Below are 18927 nucleotides of genomic sequence, written 5' to 3'. Positions count from 1 at the left end.
AAAATGCGCCCGTAGCTCAGTTGGATAGAGTACCTGGCTACGAACCAGGCGGTCGGGAGTTCGAATCTCTCCGGGCGCACCATTTTTAATCCCCGCCTTCACAGCCATCTTCTGGCGCAGCATCCCCACAGCTCATTTAAGCCTGGAAACGGCAATTGAGCGCTTCATTTTTAAATAACGCCGCTGGAACATCCCAGCCGACTGTTACGCCATTTTTAGTTCACGGTCAGATATTCATCTGATTGTCATATATCCTCTCCACAATAAACGCCCATCTCCAAGCCAACTTTCAGTGAAACTTGCAAGGCGTTCTTCAATGTATAGCAAAAATATTATGTTACCCGCTATCTTCCTTGCTGTTCTCTTGAGCGGTTGCGGGGGTGATGACAAGCCAGGCAAGGATGGTCAGGTTGTTGCGAAGGTCAACGGCGATGAGGTCACGGTTCATCAGCTCAACTATGAGCTGGGGTTGCTGGGGCAAGCCGCCACCAAAAATACCGATCAAGTCGCGCGTCAATCCCTGGAGCAACTTGTTAACCAACAGCTTATTGTGCAAAAAGCCGTCACGGAAAAAATTGACCGCGATCCTCGGGTGATGCAAGCGTTGGAGCGCGCCAAACACCAGGTGTTGGTGCAGGCATATATGAGCAAGGTTGCGGGGAGGGATTCAACACCGCCCAGCAAGCAGGAAGTTGGCGATTATTACAGCAAGCACCCCGAGTTATTCGCTGATCGGCGCATCTATCAGATCCGTGAAATCCTTCTCGACAAGAGCATACCTGCCGCTGAACTTCAGGCTCAAATCAAGAGTTCGAAGACGCTTGAGGAGATGATGGGCTGGCTGGAGGCAAAAAAAGTGCAGATGAAATCGGACGTGCTGGTTAAGTCTGCGGAACAATTGTCCCCGGAAATGTTGTCGCGTCTGTATCGGATGCGGCAGGGGCAGGTGATGGCATTTGAGGCGCCGAATAATATTTCACTCTCCATACTGATGGCCGTGCGCAACCAGCCGCTGAGCGAAGCCCAGGCCGCGCCCGCGATCGAGAATTTTCTGCTGAACCAAAAGCGCGGAAAGCTTGCCGATGATGAAGTAAAACGGCTGAGAGGCGAAGCGAAGATTGAATGGCTCGGTAAATTCGCAGCCAAGGGAGATGATAAGGCCACTCCTCCAGCAGTAAACCCAGGGCAGGAAAATGCAGCGAAGCACGTCGCTGATGAAAAGTCGAATGACGCTGATTTTATAAAAAAAGGCGTCTCAGGTTTGTAGCTGTTTCATTGTGAGGAAGGGTGAAAATCACAGCATTTTTTACCTGTTCCGTTTTCACGAAAATTTAATATTTCATGGTTATAGTGACAGGTGAATCAGGAATCGGATGTGTGTTAGCTGCTTAGGATAAGCCTCGATGAAGCCCGTTATTGCACAGCATAATAATCACTATCACGGGAGTATTGTCGACATGCCTAACAAGAAGCTGCATGTAAATGCCAACGCATTCATGCCGCCTTATCTGGCGCTTCTTGAGTATCTTCTCGACCCTCTTCTGATAGTAGCTTCACTTTTTCTGATTATTCATGCCTATGACATATCCTTGCAGAATCCCCATATTATTCTGGCAGTGATCGCCTTTTTTGTTTCGTGTGTCATCTTTGAACCGTCCGACGTATGCCGGCCCTGGCGCTATCGTGGGTTATGGGATCGGAGCCGTAGCCTGGTTGTTTCATGGATTCTTCTTGTCGGGATTATGCTGTTTCTTGGGTATGCAACCAAGTACTCCGAGGAGTTTTCCAGGCGCGTGATGCTGACCTGGTTTTTTGCAGTGCCCCCTGTCATTTTGCTGGGAAATGGCTTGGTACGCATACTGGTTTCAAAATTTTACCAATTGGAAACCAATACCCGCTCAGCAGTCATTGCAGTGGCTAATGATGCCAGCCAGCGGCTTGCGCAAAGCATATGCGGCAGTCCTCAGATGGGCATGTCTTTGAAGGGATATTTTGATGACCGCTCGATTGATCGTCTGGGCGCGATAGGGAGCGATCAGCTTCTTGGGCGACTTGACGACATGGCGCGCTATGTATCGGATAACAGGATAGATGTGATTTATATTGCGCTTCCCATGGTGAAGCAGGAGCGCATCGTAAACTTGTTGAATGGGCTGCGTGACACCACGGCGTCGGTATACTTTGTCCCTGATATATCCTTTTTTGATCTGATTCAGGCCAGGATGGGGGAGATCAATGGCATACCCGTCATGTCGGTGTGTGAAACGCCATTCTTTGGCCTGAGCGGTTTGTTGAAGCGGATGTTCGACATTGTCTTCTCTGGCGCGGCCCTGACTGTGTTATCTCCCGTTATGCTGTTGCTGGCGATCGGCGTCAAGGCAAGTTCGCCTGGCTCTATCCTGTTTTGCCAGCGCAGATATGGGCTGGATGGTGAGGATATTGTGGTTTACAAGTTCCGCAGCATGACGGTCTGTGAAGACGGGGATCAGGTCAGTCAGGCGACCCGTACTGATAAGCGCATCACTCCTTTTGGCGCGTTTCTGCGACGCACTTCGCTGGATGAGCTGCCTCAATTTATCAATGTGCTGCAAGGAAGGATGAGCGTGGTTGGGCCGCGTCCCCATGCGGTGGCCCACAATGAAATTTACAGGAAATTGATCAAGGGCTACATGGTGCGTCACAAGGTCAGGCCGGGTATCACCGGATGGGCGCAGGTGAACGGGTTGCGCGGCGAGACGGAAACCCTTGAGAAAATGAAGCTCCGTATCGATTATGACCTGGATTATTTAAGACATTGGTCCATGGACCTTGACATTAAAATCATAATGAAAACCGTTCTGCTGGTTTTCAAGGATCGTCATGCTTATTAATGCGGATATTTAATAACCACATGAATGAATCAATAGATCTTGATGGGGTAGCGCTTAAGACGCTTATGGATGCCGTCGAGTCCTCCTTTCATATCAAAAGCAAAAATCAATTTTTCATCTGGGCGCGCGGGGAGTTGCAGAACATATTTCCTCATGAAGTGATGGTGTCGTTTCTGCATGACATACCAGGAAAAAAGACCTATGTGGACACGTTCTGTGGAATCTCTGTGAGCGATAAATTAATTGACGGCATGTTGTGCGGTGATAATGGCGTGATGAATAAGCTGATGGGCGCATGGAAAAAGTCACTATGCCCATTAGTGATGGATAAAGATTCCATCCGTGTCGCTATCGGCGAGGGTGGAATGTCCACCCTGGAAAAGGAAGGCATAGATCATCTCGTGTCGCATGGCATGCACGACACGAATGAGAATGTTGTGTCATTTTTCAGTTTTATGCGTGTCCCAGGGGATGTGGGTCCGCATCATGCTCGATTGCTTGAGGTGCTTGTTCCTTACCTTCATCGTGCCATGATAAGTGCCGTGGTTGATGATCATGAGAGTGGCAGGGATGCCCAGCCTTGCAGTGTGATCATAACCGACAGGGAAAAAGAGGTGTTGAGGTGGATTCAGGTTGGCAAGAGCAATTGGGCGATTGCTGCCATCCTTGGCATTAGCCCGTTTACCGTAAAAAACCACATCTGTAAGATCACCAGGAAGCTCGGCGTTCAAACCAGAGGTCATGCGGTTTCCAAGGCAATTGAGCTAAATATTATCTAGCAGGGCGCCCCCGTGTTTTATGGGCGGTATTACTTTTTTAAATAATAGTCTATTTGTAATAATCGCTGATTATATTCATGGAAGATGTTTCGTTAACGTGAGGTGGGGCGATGAAAAACACATATCTTTATGCCGGGATGGATGATGAGCGTAATGATGACCTTGATGATTTATTTATTGACGATATTGAGGATGACGCCGACGTCTGGTCGGGCGATGATTTTTTTGAATATTATTTATGTAAAACGGAAGATGTCGAATATTTTATGCATTGATTAGGGTTAATTAAACGGATCAGACGACCGTTTCCTCGCTGCAAAGATATTTATTTTTACATCTTGTCAATAGTCCGTTCGGACTATGCACACCACTCCTCCATTCATGCTGCTGCAATATTCCGTCCTTATATTCACGGAATTGAATTTTGTCGTATTGCGGTCACTAACAAATAAAACAAAGTCTCCCCGGTCATAGTCCGAACGGCCTATGGCGATAAAGAGTTTTAACACAAAAGCGTAATAATTATCTGAGACGATAGCGTCTCGATGCACTGGAAATGTTTTTGGGTCGAGGTGTTCGTACTGCTTTTAAAGAGTTGTGCCTGCCATGAGGCGGGGATTGAAGTGTGCTGAGGGAGGAGTCAGGGATATATGCCAAATGGATTTGGCATACAGGGATGTGGGGGATGTGTGGGTAATTCAATAAACTTTGCATTAGGGAGCGATTTTAAATGAGCATGAAACTTAAAGTATTGGCCGCCGCTGTTGCGCTGGCTGCCGCAGGTCAAGCGGCCGCAGCAATTCAGGATGGTACTAACGGTAACGGCGAGTTGTTCCTGTCGGTATGGGATTCAGTGGGCCAACAGTCCTATATCCGCGGCCTGGATACATTGATGAACGATTTCGGCACGGTGAATGCACCTGCCGCGGCCAGTTTTACGGCTAACGTGGACGCCACACCTGGTTTCACCAAGAGCTGGGTAGCGGATTCTACCTGGAGCACGTTTGTTGCCGGCAAGTCCGCTGCGGATATCGCCAATTTCAAGTGGGATGTGGCCGCCTTGGATAGCGTAGGAACATCCGGCGCTCACCAGCAGCGTTATCTTACTACCACGAACGAGGATCTTACTGCGTGGCCGACGACCGCAGGTGTGCAGCAGAACAACGCCAATATTAGTAATATGAGTATTGTGAATACCGCGCTGCAAACCGCCAATCTCACCTTGGGTGCCAGCAAGTCCGGCATCTTTACTTCCGGCAATGCGTACTACGCGGGCCTCAAGAACGAAGCCATGAGTGGCAAGGCGTCATTTAATACCAATTCCAACGTCGGCACGGCATTGGAATTCTACTACCTTACCCGCTCTAGCAGCACGGCCAGCGCCGAGGCCCTGCAGTTCAAATATGGCAGTGCCGACAGCAAGGCCCAGTTCATGCTGGGCGCAGATGGCAACCTGAACTATACGGTTGCTGCGGTGCCTGAGGCAGAAACCTGGGCGATGTTCGCCATGGGCCTGCTGGCCGTGGGCGCCGTCGCCCGCCGCCGTTTGTCCGCGTAATACAATCACCGCCCCCTCCCGCCGGGAGCGGGAAGGGGGCGGTGTCTAACCTTTAAATAAACCAGAGGAATAGTGTAATGAAACTGAATAAACTCGCTCTCGCCTGTGGTGTCGCCATTGCAGGTTTCGGCGTGCAGGTCTCTGCCGCAACAGTCAATGTTTATATCTCTGGCTCTTCCGCGCTGACGCCTTCGCTGGAAAAAGCCGTTTCGGTATTGTGCGATTCCGCCAAGCCGCAGACCGATAGAAATATCTTCCGCAGCAGCACCGGCAGTGCCTACCAGTGTACGTCCAAGGCCTCGGTGTTTGGCGGTGTCGCCAAGACCATCGAGATCCGCAAGCGTAACAGCGGCGGCTCCGGCCTGGGTGTAATGAATGTCGCCAGCTCGACCTTGACCGGCTTTACCGATCCGGCCTCCGGCGCCTGCGCCGCTGCTGCAGCGGTCACCATCAATGGCGTGACCTTCAACCAGAAGACCGGATGCACCGATGCGAACCTGATACCCACAGCGGGCATGTCCGATGTGGAGCCCGAGCTGTTCGCCAGCCAGGGTTACAACGGCGGCTTGAGCAAGGCCCCCATCGTCGGGGCGATGTTCGGCGTTCCGGTCTCCGAGAAGCTGTACCGCCAGTTGCAGGCGTTGCAGGGCATCAGCGAAAGCGGCGCCTCCTTTGATCCCGCCAAGGCGCCTGTTCTGACCTCCGCCCAGGTGCGCAGCATGTTCACCGGCAGCTATAACGACTGGACGCTGGTCAACCCCGGCATCGTGACCGCGGGCGGTGCATTGGCCTCCACTGCGGTGAAGGTGTGCCGCCGCGTGGCGACCTCCGGCAGCCAGATGACCATCAATGCCCGGTTGCTCAATAATCCGTGCGGCAATGCCGCAAGCGCGAGCTTGCCTCCGACAGACAACACCAATGACGATAACCTGGCTAACGATACCGTCCCTGGCGATACGAGTTATTCCGGTGTGTTTACCGCTGTGATGAACCCAGGCTCCACTGATGTGGTCACCTGTTTGAATGCGGCGGACAACCAGAATGAGCTGGCGGTCGGCCTGCTGGGCGCCGAGTTCACCCCGGCGGCAACCGATAAATGGCATTTCGTGAAGCTGGATGGCGTGTTCCCGAACGTGGCCAATCTGGTGTCGAGCGCCTATGACCTCTACTCAGAGGCCAGTTTCAATCGCCGCGCGAGCGGTTACAGCGCCGATCAGACCACGATGATGAACAAGCTGGTTGCGACCATGGGCGACCCCGCCTTTATCCCTGCCGGCGCCGCTTCGCTGCCCGCCAATGGCTTTACCCCGGACGGCATTCAGCCGATCCTGAAGGGTGGTCGCGGCGGCAACACCTGCTCGCCCACCACGCTGCAATTCTGATCCTTGTCTACAGGATAAATAGCGTTTTTTTGTTGATCCCTCTCTCATCCCTCCCCGCAATGGGCGGGGGATTTTTTGCGCGGTTCCAGTCATTCTTTCGTCACATCCGTGGCGTTTTTTTCATTCGTTTGTAACATTCAAATGTGACACTTGCAAAGTTATAGGCAAGCTCCCGGTAAACACAAGGCGCTGTTTTGGGGTTCCCACTATTTGCAATTATCCGGCACGGACGCATTGACTAAAGTTGTTTAAAAATAATGAAACAAATCTCTTTTGTGTTGTGCTGTGTTTTTATTCTTGCTGTATTCCCTGCGATGGCGGAGGAAAAGCAAGGTCAGGTTGAAAGTTCCGGGGCGGAGCAGGTGCTGGTCTTTGATGTGACGGAGTACCGAGTGGAGGGTAACACGGTGCTGCCTGTCATAAAGATCGAGAAGGTGCTTTATCCGCATTTGGGCACGGCAAAAAAGATCGAGGACGTGGAAAAGGCGCGCGCCGATCTGGAAAAGGCCTACCGCGATGCAGGGTATCCCACCGTGCTGGTGGATATCCCCGAGCAGGATGTGAACAACCGAATGGTGCGATTGCGCGTGACGGAAGGCAAGGTTGAGAAGGTGCGTGTTGTCGGCTCCCGTTACTATTCGCAGGGGCACATCCTGGAAAAATTCCCGGCGCTGACGCAGGGCGGTGTGCTGTATCTGCCGGATGTGCAGAAAGGCTTGGGCCAAGTCAACCGTAACGCGGACCGGCGCGTGACGCCGATACTCAGGCCGGGCAAGACGCCTGGCACTGTGGAGGTTGATTTCAAGGTTGAAGACAAGCTGCCGCTGCACGCAAGCCTGGAATTGAATAACCGTTACAGTGGCAATACCAGCCCATTGCGGCTGACCGGCATGGTGCGTTATGACAATCTGTGGCAGCGAGAGCACAGCTTGAGTTTGCAATACCAGACCGCGCCGGAAAACACCAGCGAGGTCAGCGTGCTTTCCGCTTCATATCTATTGCCAGTGCCGGATTCCGATAAATTGATCGCCATGTACGCCGTGCGTTCACGCAGTAATGTTGCGGCGGTGGGAAATATATCGGTGCTGGGGCAGGGCGATATTTATGGGGTGCGCGCCATTCTGCCGCTGCCGCAACGCGACCGTTATTTTCATTCCTTGTCGTTGGGATTTGATTACAAGGACTTCAAGGAGAACGTGACGCTGCTTGGTGCGGATTCCATTCGTACCCCGATCAGTTATTTGCCATTTTCAGTGCAATACAACGCGACCATACAAGGCGATAGAGGCGTGACACAGGCGGATGTGGGGTTGAATTTCGCCTTGCGTGGCCTTGCGGATAAAAGGATTGATTGCTTCGGGCAAGACGTGAGCCAGTTTGAATGCAAGCGCCACAATGCCAAGGCCAATTATTTATACCTGAAGGCAGGTTTGCAGCGCGCTCAGAAATTGCCGCTGGGCATGACCTTGGTCGCGCGGATCGACGGGCAGTTGGCCGATCAGCCCTTGATCAGCAACGAGCAATTTGGCGCGGGCGGTGTGGACAGCGTGCGTGGTTACTTGATGTTCGAGCGGCTGGCCGACAATGGTATGCGCGGCAGCCTGGAATTGCGCAGCCGCTCCTTCGCCAAAGCGCTATCCGCAAGAGTCGATGACTTTTATGTTTTAGGATTTCTGGAGGGCGCAAAGCTGCGCGTCTCGCAGCCCTTGCCCGGACAGCTGTCGCGCTTTGACCTGTCGAGCGCGGGAGTGGGGGCGAGATTCCGTGGATGGCGCCATCTGAACATGGCTGTCGATGCGGCGGTGCCCTTTACGAGCACGGCCTATACCACGGCGGGAGATGTGCGTTTCCATTTCCGCCTGGCGTATGAATTTTAAGCCTGTGCCGGCTTTATTTCAGGAACCCTTCGCTCGCTTTTTTCAACGGGATGCGGGAGGGGCGTCATTTTGAATTCTACTAATGCCTTACAAAAAATACTCCTGGAGTACAGCATATGAACGCCAACCTGTTCCGTTTGGTTTTTAACAAAGGACTAGGCATGCTGGTGCCTGCCTGGGAAGGGGCGAGGACACGCCAGCCCGGCGGCGGACGGCGCAACAGGGCGGGAAAACATGCTGCGCTAGGGGGCGGGATGTTGTTGGTGGTGTTGCTGCCAGTGCATGCGGAATTGCCGGTGCCGTGCGGCGGCGGCCTGTGCGGCACGAACCCGGCGCTCAATCTGCCATTTGAGACCAGCGGGCGGGCGGATTACGCTGTGGCGGGCGCAAAGGGAACCGTCAATCAGCTCGATCCACGGGTCATCCTCAACTGGGGCAGCTTTAACATCGGGGCGGGCAATAGCGTGGAATTCAAGCAGCCGGACTCGGGTTCGGTGGCCTTGAATCATATCTGGCAGTCGGATGCCTCGCGGATCGCCGGTGCTCTTAGTGCCAATGGCCAGGTCTATCTCATCAACCAGAACGGCATCCTGTTCGACAAGGGCGCGCAGATTGATGTCGGCGGGCTGATCGCCTCTAGCCTGAATGTCTCGGACGCACAGTTCAAAAGCGGCGGACTCTTTAGCCAAACAGGTACCACACCCGTGCCCTCGTTCGCGGGCGGTGGCAATGGCGGGATCGTCGTGGATGTGGACGCTTCGTTGACGGCGCGGCCGGGCGGCAAGATCATGCTGTTCGCGCCCACCGTCGAAAACAGGGGGCGGATCGAAGCGCCGGACGGCCAGGTGATCCTCGGCGCGGGGCAGAAAGTGTATTTGCGCGGCAGCAGTGACGTCAATCTGCGCGGCCTGCTGGTGGAGGTCGACGCCGGCGGAACGGCGACCAATGCGGCGGGAGGAACCATCATCGCCGAGCGCGGCAATATCACCCTGATGGGGCTGGCGGTGAATCAGATGGGCAGGCTCAGCGCCACGACCACGGTGCGTGCCAATGGCTCGATCCGCCTGCTGGCGCGCGATACGGTAGTGGCGAAGTCTGACGTCGACACTACTACCTTGCATGCAACGCATACCGGCGAAGTGAAGCTGGGTGCGGGCAGCGTGACCGAGGTGCGGCCGCAATTGGGCGATGCCGCGACTATTGACGATAGTGTGGCCTTTAGTCCTTCGCGCGTCGATATCATGGGCAAGACTGTGCATGTTGACGGCAATATTGTCGCGCCCGGCGGCGTGGTCGCCATCACGGCCGTGGATGATCCATCGGTATATAACTTGTCTGATCCGGCGCCGGCCAGGACTCCTCCGCGCAGCGATGGCGGGGTTTATCTTGGCGCATCGAGCCAGATCGACGTTTCGGGCACCCGGGATGTCAAGGAGCTCGAACTGCCAATGTCCCGCAATCAGCTTAGTGTGGAGCTGCGCGGTGATGAACTCAAGGATTTTCCGGTACAGCGCAATGGTATCTTGCGAGGCAAAACGGTCACTATAGACGCGCGCACCGGCACGCCGGTGGCGGATGTGTCCAAATATATCGCGGCGATTCCCCGGGGCGTGGCGGAAAAGACCGCAGTGGGCGGTTCGGTGGACATCAAATCGCAGGGCGACATCGTGATGCAAGGGGGCGCCAAGATAGATATTTCCGGTGGACGCCTCCATTACCTCGATGGTTATATCAGCACTACCAAGCTGGTGTCGCAGGGAGTGTTGTATGACATCGGCAATGCCTCTCCCGACCGTGTTTACGACGGTATTGCCGGGGTGTACAGCAGGCAAAGCAACAAATGGGGAGTGAAGGAAACTTTCGGTTTGGATAATGTAGGGCAATTCTCGCCGGAATACATCGAAGGGAAAGACGCCGGAACGATAAGCTTCAAAGGCTACGGTCTGGTTCTGGATGGCGATTTCCGCGGCAGCGCCACAGCGGGTTTGTACCAGCGGGAGGCAGGCAAGCTGCCTCTGGGTGGTAAGCTCATCGTGGATGATTACCTGTATGCAGGCGGGACAAACATTCACGATGTGATTTTTCAGACCGGGCCATCCGCGACGGGTGATTTGACGAATGGTCCCGTAACGGCGCCCCTGGCCATGTCGACCGATTTTTTGGTGAACGGCGGTTTCAGCCGCATGGATTTTAATCGCAACGGACGCATCGATGTCCCCGTGGATTTGCGCTTGCCGGAGGGCGGCGAGCTGAAGCTGAGCGCCACTACGCTCGACATCAATGCCAATATTACCGTGCCCGCCGGCACGATTTCTCTGGGGGCCAATGGGGGGAAGTTGACGGTAGGCGCGGGCAAGGTGATCTCCGCGCGTGGTATGTGGGTGAACGATATGCCGCAAATGGCGCTGGGCAATGCGAATGGCCCGGCCCTGATAAAGGGTGGCACGATCACTGTTCAAACCGCTAAAGACACGGATTTGATCTTGGGTGAGCTTGACGCCGGAATCTTGCGCCCCGCAACTCTGGATGTGACGGGCGGCGGCTGGTTGAGCGCCGGCAGGCAGTTGAAAAAGGGCAAAGGCGGCGATATAACCATCGACAGCGGCGGCAGGCTGATGCTTGGTGCGGCGTTGCAAGGTCTCGCGCCAGGCGGCGGCGGGACATTGAAGCTCGCCGCCCCTGAGATATTGATCAAGGACGGCGCGCCGCTGGCTACGCCCGCCGGTTTGCTCATCGACCCTGCCCAACTATCCCGGTCCACGCAATTGACTGTCCCCTCATGGATATTCAACCGCCTGGGTTTTGCCAGCTATGTGATTACAGCGAACGGATCGGCCATGCAGACCGTTTCCAAGGGTGATTTGGTTGTTGCCGCCGGCACCACAATTACTCTGCAAGCGCCCTATCTTGACTTGGGTACGCGCTATGTCATGCAGTCCACCGGCGCGGATATCCGCGATTTTGCGCAATTGGCGGCGCTGCCTGAGCAGCGAACGCCGGTGAGCCTGACCTTGAACCATAGCTCGGCGTTGGACGGTTCCAGGCTAAGGATGGAGACCGGTTCGCTGATACAGGCCGATCCCGGTGCGAAGATTGCGTTGAGCACCCAAACCGGGATGGTTATCGACGGGCAAATTGATGCCCCGGCGGGCGCCATTAATCTCAGCCTGAATGCGGACCTGGATTACCCTTTCCAGCCAGCGCAGGCGATTTGGCTGGGCCGCGACAGTGGTTTGTTGAGCCGCGGAGCGGTGAGTTTGCAGCCTAACGCGCAGGGAACCCGCAAGGGTGAGGTGCTGCCGGGAGGGACGGTCAACATTAATGCGAAACGCGGCTATGTGGTGGCCGAGGCCGGTTCCGTTATCGATGTGTCCGGTACGCAGACGAACCTGGATCTGCCCGGGGCGGACGGCACGAGTCTGGCGAACACGCCGGTGGCGAGCAGCGCCGGTTCGATCAAGCTGACGGCCGCCGAAGGCATGCTGCTCGATGGCGAGCTGACGGGCAAGGCGGGCAGTGGGGCGAGTGCTGCGGGTGGCACGCTGGCATTGACTTTGACTACGGTCAACAGAGTGCCAGGCACCACTTATGCTCCGCCATCCGGCGACCGCGATATCGTGCTGCGCGCTGGCGATGCGATGGCCATACCCGGCGGGCTTGCCGCCGGGCAGGCGATACCGGATGCGCTGAACGGGCAGGCATTGTTTAATGTCAACAAGCTGGCGAGTGCTGGCTTCGATCGCTTCAGCGCCAAAAGCGATAATCAAATTCAATTGCAGGGCGATGTTGATATCAACCTGAAGCGCAGCATCGTGCTGGATGCGCCCGCGCTGAATGTGCTGGGCGGCAAGGCAAGCCTCAGCGCCGCTTATGTCGCGCTGGGCAGTTCCGATTTAATGTTTCAGGCGCCCCCTGCCGCGACCGGTGGCGAGGGCACTTTGACCGCGCGCGCGGATTTGATCGAACTCATCGGCAGCAGCTCGCTGCAAGGCGTGAAAGAGGCCAATCTGGAATCGCGTGGCGATATCCGCCTGCGCGGTATTCAGCCTTCGACAACGGCAAATAATCTGGCGGGATCGTTCGCCGTGGCGGACAACTTGAATTTGCAGGCAAGACAGGTGTATCCCACTACCTTGAGCGAATTTAATATCACGAGCGGCAATGGCACGGTGCAGATTCTGCCCAATAGCGATGCAGCGCCGGTGTTGTCGGCGGGCGGCAAGCTCACTATGACGGCGCCGCATATTGTGAACAAGGGTGTGCTCAAGGCGCCGCTGGGAGAAATCGCACTGAACGCCACAGGCGATGCCGGTGACGTGATCCTGGATGCCGGTAGCCAGACTTCGGTATCGGCGGAAGGCCAGTTGATTCCCTATGGCAAGACCCAGAATGGCACGGACTGGGTATACGATGTCTCCGGGAACCTCAGGGCCATCGGCGCGCCGCCACAGAAAGCCGTACGCCTGACTGGCGCGAACGTGGATCTGCGCAGCGGGGCGAAAGTTAACCTCTCCGGTGGTGGCGACCTGTATGCCTACGAGTTTGTGCCGGGGCCGACCGGTTCCAGGGACGTTCTCGCCAGCAATACCAGCTATGCCATTCTGCCAGGGTTGGGCGTTTCGCCCGCGCCATTCGATCAGCAATATTACAAGGACTCCAATCTGATGCTGGGAGACAGCGTTTATCTCTCCGGTGGCGCAGGGTTGAAGCAAGGTTTCTATACCCTGTTGCCGGCACGCTACGCCCTGCTGCCTGGCGCCTACCTTGTGACAGCGCAGGGAGGGTACCGGGATATCGCGCCGGGGCAGTCCTATAAGCTTGCGAACGGCAGCGAGGTGCTCGCGGGTAAGTTGGCCTCTGGCAGCGATGTGCTGGACAGCCGCTGGTCCGGTTTTGCCGTTACGCCGGGCGATGCGGCGCGGCGGCAGGCGCAATATAACGACAACTATGCGGGGGCATTTTTTACCGCGCAGGCGGCCGCCGCGAGCAACGCAGCGGTTCCGGAGCTGCCGGGTGACGCGGGGACGCTGGCTATTGCGGCGGGTAAAGCACTCCGTTTGGACGCCACCCTGAGCGCTGCTCACGCCGCCGATGGCCGTGGCGCAGCGGTGGATATCTCCGCTACCAGGCTGGCGATAGTTTCGCCGCAGACTGCGGGGAGCCAGGCCGAGGGCTTTGTAACGATTGATGCGGCCAGCCTGAGCAGGCTCGGCGCAAGCAGTCTGCTGCTTGGCGGAACGCGCCAGCAAATCACGGGCGGCCCGACAATTCGCGTAAACAGCGAGCAAATCGTTGTCGCCAACGATGCCGCAAATACACTAACCGCACCAGAAGTCATACTTGCCGCAACCGGTCAGGTGCAGGTGAAGGCGGGGAGCGTGATTCAAGGCAAGGGAAATTTTTCGGGTACCCCCAAAGATATCCAGATCGGTGACAAGGTTGATCCCGCCAACAGTAATAGCAGCGATATTGACGGCAACGGGGCTTTGCTGCGCGTGTCTTCCGGCGGGTCGGCGGCCATCACCCGCCTGAATGCCGATGGGTCGCACGGTGCGCTGGATGTCGAATCGGGGTCGGTGCTGGAAGGCAAGTCGGTGGCGCTTGACGCCACGGCCGGCAACACCTTCAAGGGCGCGCTCAACCTCCAGGAAAACGGCGCGCTTGCCATCGGCGCCGGGCGCATCAGCCTGGGAGAAACGTCCGCCGTTACCAGCGGTCTGGTGTTCTCCAAGGAGCAGCTGGCCGCTTTGAACAAAGCGGCAAATCTCACGCTGCGCAGTTACAGCACGCTCGATCTTTGGGGCGATGTCGCTCTGGGCGGTGTGGATGCCGGCGGCAAACGCTTGCTTGCCAAGCTCTCCCTGGAGGCGGGGGGTATCAATGGTTATGCCAATGCAGGCAAAACCGCCAGAATCAATGCGGGTGAAGTGACATTCTCCAATCCCAGCAAGATTGCCACAGCGGATACGCCGGACGGACTAGGCAAGCTGGCAATAGGCGCGGATCAGATCACTTTGGGAGAAGGCGATAAGAAGATTCAAGGTTTCAGCCAGGTGGATATTGCCGCAGGCCGTGAGATCACCGGCCAAGGCAAAGGCACGCTGGATGTGATGGGGAATTTGACGCTAGAGGCGGGCCGCCTTGGCGCCGCGAAACGCGCTGATCAAACCTATTCCGCTTCCGGCGATGTCGCTATCGTCCAAGCCGCGCCAACCGCGGATCTGCCCACCGCGAGCGCGCTGGCGGCAAACCTTAGCATCATTGGAGCCAGCATTCGCGATGCGGGCAGGATTGAACTGCCCGTCGGCAAGGTCACCCTTACAGCGCGCGATGGCGACGTGATATTGACCGATGGAGCGCAAATCAATGCCACAGGACTCACCAAGACCTTTGACGGCGTACCGGTCTCAGCACCGGCCGGCAAGGTCAGCCTGGTCTCCGTAAAAGGCAATGTCGAGGTGCAAAATGGCGCGAGCGTCGATGTCTCCGGCGCTGAAAGCGGCGGCGATGCCGGCGCGCTCAACATCGGCGCCGCCGCGGGTACCGCGCACATCGCCGCCGGGACGCTGAAGGGTACTGCGGTGACGGCGGCGGGACAGGAGCAGGCGTCACTGCAGGGCACCTTTACACTGGATGTCGCGACGCTGGATGATTTTTCCACGCTGAACACAGCCTTGAACCTGGGCGCGACGCTGGATAAGCAAGGCAATAGGCACGCAACAGGCGGGTTCACCGAGGCGCGGGATCTGCGTGTCCGTAGCGGTGATGTCATGGTGGCGGCGACGGACACCGTCAGAGCGCATGATTTCAAGCTGACGGCGGACAGCGGCAAGATCGACGTTCAGGGCACGGTGGATGCCTCTGGCGCGAAAGGCGGCCATATCGCATTGTCCGCGCAGGGCGATGTGGTGTTGCATGCCGGAAGTACCCTGGATGCCCACGCCACTGCCGATAATGTCAAAGGCGGCAAGGTTGAGTTGGCGACCACGGCGGGCGTTATAGATGTGCAGGATAAATCCGTAATTGATGTGTCCAGCCAGGCCGGTGCAGGCGGACGGGTAGCGTTGCGCGCACCGCGTAACGGCGCCGATGTGAATGTGGCATCGCTGGCGGGGACGATCAAGGGTGCCGACACGGTCACCGTCGAGGCGGTCAAAGTTTATACCGCAAGCAGCATCAACACAGCCAGGTTTAACACCTGGAGGAACGAAACACTGGCGTATATGGACGATGCCAATGTTGATGCCATCAAGGCGCGTCTGGGCAAAACATCCGATCCCGCCTTCCACGTTGCGCCCGGTATCGAGGTGCAAAGCACGGGTGACTTGACGCTCGCCAACGACTGGGACTTGTCCGGCTGGCGCTTTGGCGCGGGTAACGAGCCAGGTGTACTGACCTTGCGCGCCGTTGACAATCTGAACCTGAGAAGCAGCCTGAGCGATGGCTTTAGCGGCGTCACACCCGCCAGCTTGCTGAAGGCCGGCCCGTCCTGGTCTTACCGTCTGGCGGGCGGGGCCGATCTGGGCAGCGCCGATCCCTTGGCAATATTGCCCGCCGCGCAGCTTGCCAACGGCAAGGGCGATGTCGCTATCTCCGCCGGCAAGCTGGTGCGCACCGGTACGGGCGATATTGATGTCGCCGCAGCGCGCAACTTCGAACTCGGCAAGGATGCGTCCGGCATCAACAAATCCAATGCCGCCCTCTATACCGCAGGCGAGCCATCCGCCCCGGAGGATAAGTTCCCGGTGCCGACCGGGTCGGGTATAAGCGTGAATTACCCGGTCAATGGCGGCGACATCCATATCCGTGCCGGCAATGACGTGAAGGGCGCCGTTACTCACCAGCTCATCACCGAATGGCTGCAGCGGCGCGGACAAACCAACGCTAATGACGGCACGATAGTGAGCGGCCGCAACACCAGCTGGTGGATCAACTTCGGCAAATTCGCGCAGAACGTGGGCGCGCTTGGCGGCGGCGATGTGAGTGTGAACGCGGGCGGGAATATCGATAACCTGTCGGTGGTCATACCCACTACCGGCAGGCTCCCCGGCGTAACGAAGACGCTACCCGATTCCGACAAGCTGGTGGTGACCGGCGGCGGCGATATGAGCATCGATGCCGGCGGCGACATCCGCAGCGGTGTTTTCTATGTGGGCAAGGGCATGGGATTGCTGCAGGCAGGCGGTTCGATCGTGGCAGGGCGCAAGGTTGCCGACACTAATCCAGCCGATACTGCATACAAAGACCTGCCGGTGCATACCATTCTCGCCCTGGGCGATGGCAAATTCGATGTCCGCGCCGCTGGCGATGTGCAGATCGAAACCATACTGAATCCGACGGTGGTTGCGCAAGATACGTCGGTGACCTCCAATGCCGCGAAGACCTATTTCTTTACCTATAGCCCCAGCAGCGCTGCCGCGATTACCTCTGTGGCGGGCGATGTCACTTTTGCCAACAATCTGGATGCGATCGAGCAGGCAGTTGCCAAGGGGGTAGGAACTCTCAAAGACATTTCTTTCATTAAAGATGGGCGGCCAACTACTGATAGACCCATGCTTCAGGTCTATCCAGGTAGCCTGACCGCGCGCGCGCTTGAGGGTAATATCGTTGTGCAAAATAGCATGACGCTGTTTCCTTCCCCTGCCGGGAATTTGCGGTTGTTCGCTGACGGTAATGTCGTTTTTGGGGATAAGACAGCCGCGAGCGCGACCGAGTCATTATTTATCAACCTGTCGGATGCCGACCCTGCCTTGTTGGTGAATCCGTTGTATATCCCCGTCAATCCAGGCGGTCAGGTAGTTTTGCAGGACACCATTTATCGCTTGGGAACATTCGGCGCTGCCACCCATGCATCAACCCCTATTCATCTCCAGGACATAGTGCCCAATAACGAGCCAGTGCAGGTGGTTGCCAATACCGGCGATATAAACGGCGCGTTTTACCTCGCCAAGCAGGCGCGTTTTTATGCGGGCAGGGATATCAAAAACATATTCCTATGGAGCCAGAATGTCGCGCAAAGCGACGTGACTAGCCTTACAGCGCAACGCGATATATTTTTTAATACGCCGCGCGACGCCAGCACCGGCGCGCAGATTCAAAACGTTGGGCAGATCTATCTCGGCGGCCCCGGCCGCCTGGATATCCAGGCCGGGCACAATGTCGATCTGGGCAATTCCACGGGCATAGTAAGCCGTGGCAATCTCGACAATCCCAGCCTGCCGGCGCGCGGCGCGGATGTGACGGTGATGGCGGGCGTTGCGGGCCAGGCGGACTATGGCTTGTTCATCGAGAAGTATTTCGACCCCGCCAATACACTCACTGCGCAGGACTATAAATACAGCGGGGATCTGGCAGCCTACATCAAGCAAACAATCAAACTCAATGACAAGCTTGCCAATCCCACCGACGCGCAGGCATTGCAGGAGTTCAAGCGCACGGTGACAGCGGCGCATCTGGATGAGTTGACGAGTTACATGAAAACCCTGACCAAAAACGATGCTCTGGCGCCGGATCAGGCGTTGGCCGCCTTCAAGGCGCTTACGCCGGAGCAACAGAAATCGCTCATTATCAAAGCCTTCTACGATGAGTTGAAAGCGGCGGGCAGGGCCTATACCCCGGAGGTTGGAAGCAGCGCTTACTCGCGCGGCTATGAGGCCATCGCGTCGCTCTTTCCCGGCGAGGCCCACGGCGATATAAGCCTGCTCTTCAGTCAGATCAAAACCGAATCCGGCGGCGACATCAATCTTCTCGTGCCCGGTGGTGGGGTCAACGCCGGCCAGACCACGCCGCCCGCCGAGTCCGGTTCCGCCAAGGTAGCCGATCAGCTTGGTATCGTGGCGCAGGATACCGGTGCGGTGCGTGCCTTCGTCAAGGGCGATTTCGCGGTCAATGAATCGCGGGTCTTTACCTTACGCGGCGGCGACATCCTCATCTGGTCGTCCGAAGGTAACATCGACGCCGGCAAGGGCGCCAAAACCGCTGTCTCCGCGCCCCCGCCAGTGGTGATCACGCTCCCCAATGGCCAAACGATAACCAAGTTTTCCTCGGTGTCCGGCAGCGGCATACGTTCCATCCTGGCAGGCACGGATATCATGCCGGGTGATGTTGACCTGATAGCTCCCAAAGGGGTGGTCAATGCCGGTGACGCCGGTATCGGTGCGGCGGGCGGCCTCTGGATCCCTGGCACTGTGATCGGGGGAGATAATATCACTGCCGGTGGTAAGTCCAACGTGCCCGCTCCCGACGCCGGCTCACTCGCCGGCACCCTGAGCGGTGTAAGCAACATCGGCGCCGACACCAGCAAAATCGCCGAAAAGGCCACCCAGGATCTCTCCGCGGCAGCCGCCAATCCGGTGAAAACCACCTTCCGGCCTTCGTTCCTGACGGTGGAAGTGATTGGCTTTGGGGATTGATAGTCGTTGAATGTAGGGTGCGCTGTGCGCGCCAGAGAAAACAGCCTGG

8 protein-coding genes and 1 tRNA gene are annotated in these 18927 nt (G+C 56.8%); all 9 read left to right on the top strand.

Annotation, left to right across the window (positions count from 1 at the left end; all coding sequences use genetic code 11):
- The first annotated feature begins 5 nt into the window (after nucleotides 1–5).
- The 9 genes from M3A44_05905 (at nucleotide 6) to M3A44_05865 (ending at nucleotide 18878) form a co-directional block, all read left to right on the top strand.
- A tRNA-Arg gene (locus M3A44_05905) sits at nucleotides 6–82 on the top strand.
- A gap of 252 nt (nucleotides 83–334) precedes the next feature.
- Complete coding sequence (locus M3A44_05900; protein MEQ6341187.1) at nucleotides 335–1267, top strand: EpsD family peptidyl-prolyl cis-trans isomerase; 933 nt, start codon at nucleotides 335–337, stop codon at nucleotides 1265–1267.
- A 136-nt stretch (nucleotides 1268–1403) separates the two neighbouring features.
- Nucleotides 1404–2870 carry an undecaprenyl-phosphate glucose phosphotransferase gene (locus M3A44_05895; GenBank protein MEQ6341186.1) on the top strand — a complete coding sequence of 489 codons (1467 nt, stop codon included), beginning with the start codon at nucleotides 1404–1406 and terminating at the stop codon, nucleotides 2868–2870.
- The gene (locus M3A44_05890; protein ID MEQ6341185.1) at nucleotides 2870–3649 is read left to right on the top strand and encodes a helix-turn-helix transcriptional regulator; all 780 of its coding nucleotides are present in this window, start codon (nucleotides 2870–2872) and stop codon (nucleotides 3647–3649) included. The genes M3A44_05895 and M3A44_05890 overlap by 1 nt, the downstream gene beginning before the upstream one ends.
- A gap of 110 nt (nucleotides 3650–3759) precedes the next feature.
- Nucleotides 3760–3924, top strand: coding sequence for a hypothetical protein (locus M3A44_05885; GenBank protein ID MEQ6341184.1), 165 nt, complete (start codon nucleotides 3760–3762; stop codon nucleotides 3922–3924).
- Between the two features lie 455 nt (nucleotides 3925–4379).
- The gene (locus tag M3A44_05880) at nucleotides 4380–5207 is read left to right on the top strand and encodes a hypothetical protein (protein MEQ6341183.1); all 828 of its coding nucleotides are present in this window, start codon (nucleotides 4380–4382) and stop codon (nucleotides 5205–5207) included.
- Nucleotides 5208–5284: 77 nt separating this feature from the next.
- Nucleotides 5285–6589: a hypothetical protein gene (locus tag M3A44_05875; GenBank protein MEQ6341182.1), complete on the top strand. Its 1305-nt coding sequence runs from the start codon at nucleotides 5285–5287 to the stop codon at nucleotides 6587–6589.
- Between the two features lie 257 nt (nucleotides 6590–6846).
- Entirely contained in the window at nucleotides 6847–8466 is a 1620-nt protein-coding gene (locus M3A44_05870) for a ShlB/FhaC/HecB family hemolysin secretion/activation protein (GenBank protein ID MEQ6341181.1), read from the top strand.
- A 116-nt stretch (nucleotides 8467–8582) separates the two neighbouring features.
- Complete coding sequence (locus M3A44_05865) at nucleotides 8583–18878, top strand: filamentous hemagglutinin family protein (protein ID MEQ6341180.1); 10296 nt, start codon at nucleotides 8583–8585, stop codon at nucleotides 18876–18878.
- Nucleotides 18879–18927: the final 49 nt, after the last annotated feature.

The organism is Gammaproteobacteria bacterium, from assembly GCA_040183005.1.
In the GTDB taxonomy this organism is placed as follows: Bacteria; Pseudomonadota; Gammaproteobacteria.
The sequence above is the reverse complement of the archived record's forward strand: the minus strand, read 5'-3'. Positions and strand labels throughout refer to the sequence as shown.

What these genes read in the sequence shown, in the direction of transcription:
- M3A44_05885 (MEQ6341184.1), top strand. Translation starts at nt 3,760, where the DNA reads ATGAAAAACACATATCTTTATGCCGGGATGGATGATGAGCGTAATGAT.
- M3A44_05880 (MEQ6341183.1), top strand. Translation starts at nt 4,380, where the DNA reads ATGAGCATGAAACTTAAAGTATTGGCCGCCGCTGTTGCGCTGGCTGCC.
- M3A44_05870 (MEQ6341181.1), top strand. Translation starts at nt 6,847, where the DNA reads ATGAAACAAATCTCTTTTGTGTTGTGCTGTGTTTTTATTCTTGCTGTA.
- M3A44_05895 (MEQ6341186.1), top strand. Translation starts at nt 1,404, where the DNA reads ATGAAGCCCGTTATTGCACAGCATAATAATCACTATCACGGGAGTATT.
- M3A44_05865 (MEQ6341180.1), top strand. Translation starts at nt 8,583, where the DNA reads ATGAACGCCAACCTGTTCCGTTTGGTTTTTAACAAAGGACTAGGCATG.
- M3A44_05890 (MEQ6341185.1), top strand. Translation starts at nt 2,870, where the DNA reads ATGCGGATATTTAATAACCACATGAATGAATCAATAGATCTTGATGGG.
- M3A44_05875 (MEQ6341182.1), top strand. Translation starts at nt 5,285, where the DNA reads ATGAAACTGAATAAACTCGCTCTCGCCTGTGGTGTCGCCATTGCAGGT.
- M3A44_05900 (MEQ6341187.1), top strand. Translation starts at nt 335, where the DNA reads ATGTTACCCGCTATCTTCCTTGCTGTTCTCTTGAGCGGTTGCGGGGGT.